Annotated in this window: 5 protein-coding genes; 4 read left to right on the top strand and 1 reads right to left on the bottom strand. The window is 77.4% G+C overall.

Annotation, left to right across the window (positions count from 1 at the left end; genetic code table 11):
- Positions 1–410: oxidoreductase (locus CS2_RS17760; RefSeq protein WP_439951191.1), on the bottom strand; the 410-nt coding region annotated here is incomplete at its 3' end.
- Between the two features lie 232 nt (positions 411–642).
- On the opposite strand from CS2_RS17760, the gene CS2_RS17755 reads away from it, so the two are divergent.
- From CS2_RS17755 to CS2_RS17740, 4 genes are all read left to right on the top strand, one after another.
- Positions 643–1,887 carry a hypothetical protein gene (locus tag CS2_RS17755; RefSeq protein ID WP_070320967.1) on the top strand — a complete coding sequence of 415 codons (1,245 nt, stop codon included), beginning with the start codon at positions 643–645 and terminating at the stop codon, positions 1,885–1,887.
- 136 nt (positions 1,888–2,023) lie between these two features.
- Positions 2,024–2,965 carry an ATP-binding cassette domain-containing protein gene (locus CS2_RS17750; protein ID WP_070320966.1) on the top strand — a complete coding sequence of 314 codons (942 nt, stop codon included), beginning with the start codon at positions 2,024–2,026 and terminating at the stop codon, positions 2,963–2,965.
- The gene (locus CS2_RS17745) at positions 2,962–3,789 is read left to right on the top strand and encodes a hypothetical protein (RefSeq protein ID WP_070320965.1); all 828 of its coding nucleotides are present in this window, start codon (positions 2,962–2,964) and stop codon (positions 3,787–3,789) included. Before CS2_RS17750 ends, CS2_RS17745 begins: the two co-directional genes overlap by 4 nt.
- Positions 3,790–3,874: 85 nt before the next feature.
- On the top strand, positions 3,875–4,528 hold a 654-nt coding region (locus CS2_RS17740; RefSeq protein ID WP_217997411.1), incomplete at its 3' end, for a hypothetical protein.

The raw sequence follows: 4,528 nt of genomic DNA, 5'->3' as shown, positions 1-4,528 counted from the left end.
AGCACCTCGGGGTGCGCGTAGTGCGGGTTGTCGGACGCCGAGATCGGCAGGCGCTCGGGGTCGACGACGTTGATGTTGCGGCCGAGGCCGGCGGTGAGCTGCAGCGACACGCGCCCACCGACCGCGTGGATCGACTCCGCGAGCGCGGTGAGGCCGGGGAGCGCGTCGTCGGTGTCGACGCGGCACAGGCCGGGGTTGATCTGCTCGTAGTCCTGCGAGACGGCGGAGATGCCGGTCATGACGAGGCCGACGCCGCCGGCGGCGCGCTCGGTGTAGTAGGCGATCTCCCGCTCGGTGAACAGGCCCTCGTGCGTGCCCATCTCGGTGCCCATGGGGAGCATCACGACGTGGTTGGGCAGCTCGAGCGAGCCGAGCGTGAGGGGGGCGAGCAGGTGGGGGTACGAGGACACGGGGGCCTCCTCCGGCGTCGGGGCGGTTGACGACGTGTCGATCGTCCGTCGGGATCTCGGGGCGCCTGCGGGACCGTGGTCCTGAGTACCTACTCGGTAGGTGGGTTCGTCCGGGTGCGGGCGGGGTGAAGCGCGGAGCCACCCGCAGGTGGGAGCGCAGCCACGGCCGGCGGCCGACGATCCGACGCGCGTGGGCCTCAACGCGGCGCCGTCACGAGCCGATCCCCTCCACGTGACCCCCGACGACCTGCCCCGCTCCCCCACGGGGCGCGTGCCGCGGTGGGTCGTCGACGAGACCGCGAACCGGCGGGTGCCGCCGCACGCGTGGGCGCCCGCACCGAGCACCCCGCCGCCCGGCGCGCGCCCGCGCCGACCGCTCGGCCAGCGGATCCTCACGGTCGTGTCGCTCGCGCTGCTCGGGTGGGTCGTCGTCACCGGACCGCTCCCGGCGCTGCTGCGCTCGGCGGACCTCCCCTGGCTCGACGGCGTGGTCGCCGGGCGCGTGCCCGCACCCGCGCCGGACGTCGTCGCGCTCGCCGACGACATGCACCTCACCGCGCACGGCCGCGACCTGCTGTACCGCGCGCAGCCCGAGCTCCTCGACGCCACAGCGTTCGCGGGGCGCTGCGACCGCCCCGACACGACGGCCGCCGAGGGCGGTGCCGTCGGCTGCTACGTCGGGCCGCGCGGCGCCGACCTGCGGCACGCGGACGGGGAGATCGTCGTCTACCGGCCCGCCGACGCGCGACTGCACGGGTTCGTCGTCACGACCGCGGCGCACGAGCTGCTGCACGCCGCGTGGGACGACCTCGCGGTCGCCGAGCGCACCGAGGTCACGCCCCTGCTCGAGGCCGTCGTCGCGGGCCTCGACCCCGACGACCCGCTGCACGAGCAGCTCACCGGGTCCGTCGGGCCCTACCCCGAGAGCCGGCCCACCGAGCTGTTCGCGTACGTCGGCACGCAGGTCTGGCGGCCCGGCGGCCTCGGGCCGCGCGTCGAGGAGCTGTACGCGCGGTACGTCGCCGACCGCGAGGCTCTCGTCGCGGTGCACACCGGGTTCCGGGGCATGCTCGACGCCGTCTCGGCCGAGGTCACGGCCGCGCAGGGTGCGCTCGACGCCCGGGGCCTCACCCAGGTCCTCGACCAGAAGCGGTACGACGCCGACGTCGCGGCGCTCGCGAGCTACCGCGCGGCGCTCGAGCAGCAGGAGACGCAGATCGCCGCGATGGCACCCCGCGAGCGCGACCGGCTGCTGCTGTCGTGGACGTGGCGCGACGGGACCGTGCTGCCGTCGTCGCCCGCCGAGCAGACCCTCGCCCGCGCCCGGGAGCTGCTCGCGCGCGACGAGGCCGAGCTCGCCGCCCGCGCCGAGACGCTCGCGGCGACGGCCGCGGAGATCGCCGCCGAGGAGGCGCGGGTCGCCGCGCTGCGCGCCGACGCCGACGCGCTGTGGGCGCAGCTCGACCCCGCGGGCTGACCGCCGCCCCGCACCCCGAGGTCGTCCGCCGTCCTCCCTGAGACGTACCCGCCGCACCCGCGCGGTTCGGCCCCACGGGCGTCCCGGCGCACCACCCGCTCTTCCTACGGTCGGGGCACCCGAACGAGGAGGAGCCATGATCGAGGCCCAGCACCTGACCAAGCGGTACGGACCGCGCACCGCCGTGGACGGCATGACGTTCACCGTCCGCCCCGGGCGGGTCACCGGCTTCCTGGGACCCAACGGGGCCGGGAAGTCCACGACCATGCGCATGGTCGTGGGTCTCGACCGCCCCACGAGCGGCCGCGTCACCGTCAACGGCGCGCCGTACGCGCGGCACCGCGCACCGCTGGGCGAGGTCGGCGTGCTGCTCGACGCGAAGGCCGTGCACCCCGGGCGGTCGGCGCGCGCGCACCTGCGGGCGCTCGCCGCGACGCACGGCATCGGAGACGCGCGCGTCGACGAGGTCGTCGAGCTGGCCGGCCTGGGTGCGGTCGCGCACGTGCGCGCCGGGCGGTTCTCGCTCGGCATGGGCCAGCGGCTCGGGATCGCGGCCGCGCTGCTCGGCGACCCCGCGACGCTCGTCCTCGACGAGCCCGTCAACGGCCTCGACCCCGAGGGCGTGCTGTGGGTGCGGACGCTGCTGCGCGCGCTCGCCGCCGAGGGGCGGACCGTGCTGCTGTCGTCGCACCTCATGAGCGAGATGGCACTCACGGCGGACCACCTGGTGGTCGTCGGGCGTGGTCGGGTCGTCGCCGACGCACCCGTCGCCGACGTCGTCGCGCGGGCCGGCACCGCGGCCGTGCGCGTGCGCACCCCCGAGGCCGCGCGGCTCGCCGCCGCGCTGGTCCGCGACCCCGCGCTGCGTGTCGTGTCGACCGCGGCCGACACGCTCGAGGTGAGCGGCGCCGACGCGCCCGCGCTCGCCGCCGCGGCCGCCGGCATCGGCGTCGTGCTGCACGAGCTCGCGCCCGTGCAGGCGTCGCTCGAGGACGCGTACCTGCAGCTCACGGGCGGCGAGGTCGAGTACCGCGCCGCCGCCCCCGGCACCCCCACGACCCCCGGAGCGTCCCGATGACCGCCACCGCCCTGCCCCGCCCGCGCGTGCACCCCGTGACGTTCGCGCGGCTCGTCCGGTCCGAGCACCTCAAGCTGCGGACGCTGCGCTCGACGTGGTGGACGCTCGCGCTCGCCGTCGCCGTCCTCCCGCTGATGGCGGTGATGCGCACGACGAGCGTCGCGGCGATCGCCGACGAGGCCGACCCCGCGTACCTCGTCGGGCCCGTGTACGTGACGTCGGGCGTCATGCTCGCGCAGCTCGTGCTGTGCGGGCTCGCGGTCGTCGCCGTCACCGCCGAGTACCGCACCGGGCAGGTCCGCTCGACCCTCACCGCCGCCCCCACGCGGCTGCCCGTGCTGGGGGCGCAGCTGCTCGTCGTCGTCGTGACCGCGCTGGTCACGGGCGTGGTGGGCGTGCTCGCCGCGTGGGCCGCCGCCGCGCCGCTGCTGGGCGAGGCGCGCATGACCGTCGACCTCACGCAGCCCGAGCACCTGCGGATCATGGCCGGCGTGCCGCTGTACCTCGCCGCCGTGGCCGCGTTCGCGTACGGCGTCGGGGCCGCGCTCCGGTCGTCGGCGGCGGGCATCGCGAGCGTGCTCGGCCTGGTGTTCGTCGTCGAGCCCGCGTTCGCCTACCTGCCGTCCGAGGCCCTGCAGCGCCTCGGCGCGTACCTGCCGACGGCCGCCGGGAGCCGGCTGCTGACGTCCGACGTGCTCGGCTCGGTGGTCTCCGGGTCGCGCGACACGACGCTCGGACCGTGGGCCGGCTACGGCGTGCTGCTCGCGTGGGCCGCGCTCGCGGTCGGGGTCGCCGCCGTGCTGCTGCGCCGCCGGGACGTGTGAGCGGGCCGTGGGTGCGGCGTCGGCCGGGGCGGCGGATGCGCGGCGCGGGTTCGCGACGGGCGCCGCGGTTGGGGAGGATGCCGCCGTGACCAGCCCCCGCCCGTCCGCCACGGCGCAGACCGGGCGTGCGGCGGTGCGCGTGCTCGCGGCGGTCGGGCGGTTCGTGCGCCGGCCGGCCGTGGTCGACACGCTCGTCGTCGGGACGTTCACGGCGTGGTCGCTGCTGCTGGGGCTCGGCGCCGACTCGATGCTCGACCTGTCGACGTCCCTCGGGGGGCGCGTCACCGGCATGCAGGTGCTGTCGTCCGTGCTCACGGCCGCGGGTGCCGTCGCGCTGAGCCGGCGGCGCGCGCACCCCGTGCCGGTCGCGGTCGCGGTCGGCGCGCTCGCGCTCGTGTCGCTGGCGGGCGCGGGCGCGACGCACGGGTTCGAGCTCGCGGTCGCGGCGGCGCTGGGTCAGGTCGCGGCCGTGCGCCCGGCCCGCACCGCGTGGCTCGTCGCGGCGGGCGTCGTGCTGCCCGTCGTCGTCGTGGCCCGGTACGTGCCGATCGTCGCCGTGGTCGGCACGCGGCTGCTCGGCGGCGACCCCGACGACGCCGCGGGCTCGGTGCCGCCCGGGCTCGCGGACCTCGTCACGCCGTGGTGGGCGGTCACGGCCGTGCCCGTCGTCGTGCTCGCGCTGGTCGCCGTCGCCGCGGGCGCCGCGCTGCGCACGCGCCGGCAGCGGGCCGCCGAGGCC

This window comes from Cellulomonas iranensis NBRC 101100 = JCM 18110 (assembly GCF_001552375.1).
In the GTDB taxonomy this organism is placed as follows: Bacteria; Actinomycetota; Actinomycetes; order Actinomycetales; family Cellulomonadaceae; genus Cellulomonas; species Cellulomonas iranensis.
The sequence above is the reverse complement of the archived record's forward strand: the minus strand, read 5'-3'. Positions and strand labels throughout refer to the sequence as shown.

Excerpts from the sequence above, each read along its gene's own strand:
- CS2_RS17745 (WP_070320965.1), top strand. The coding sequence starts at position 2,962 with ATGACCGCCACCGCCCTGCCCCGCCCGCGCGTGCACCCCGTGACGTTC.
- CS2_RS17750 (WP_070320966.1), top strand. The coding sequence starts at position 2,024 with ATGATCGAGGCCCAGCACCTGACCAAGCGGTACGGACCGCGCACCGCC.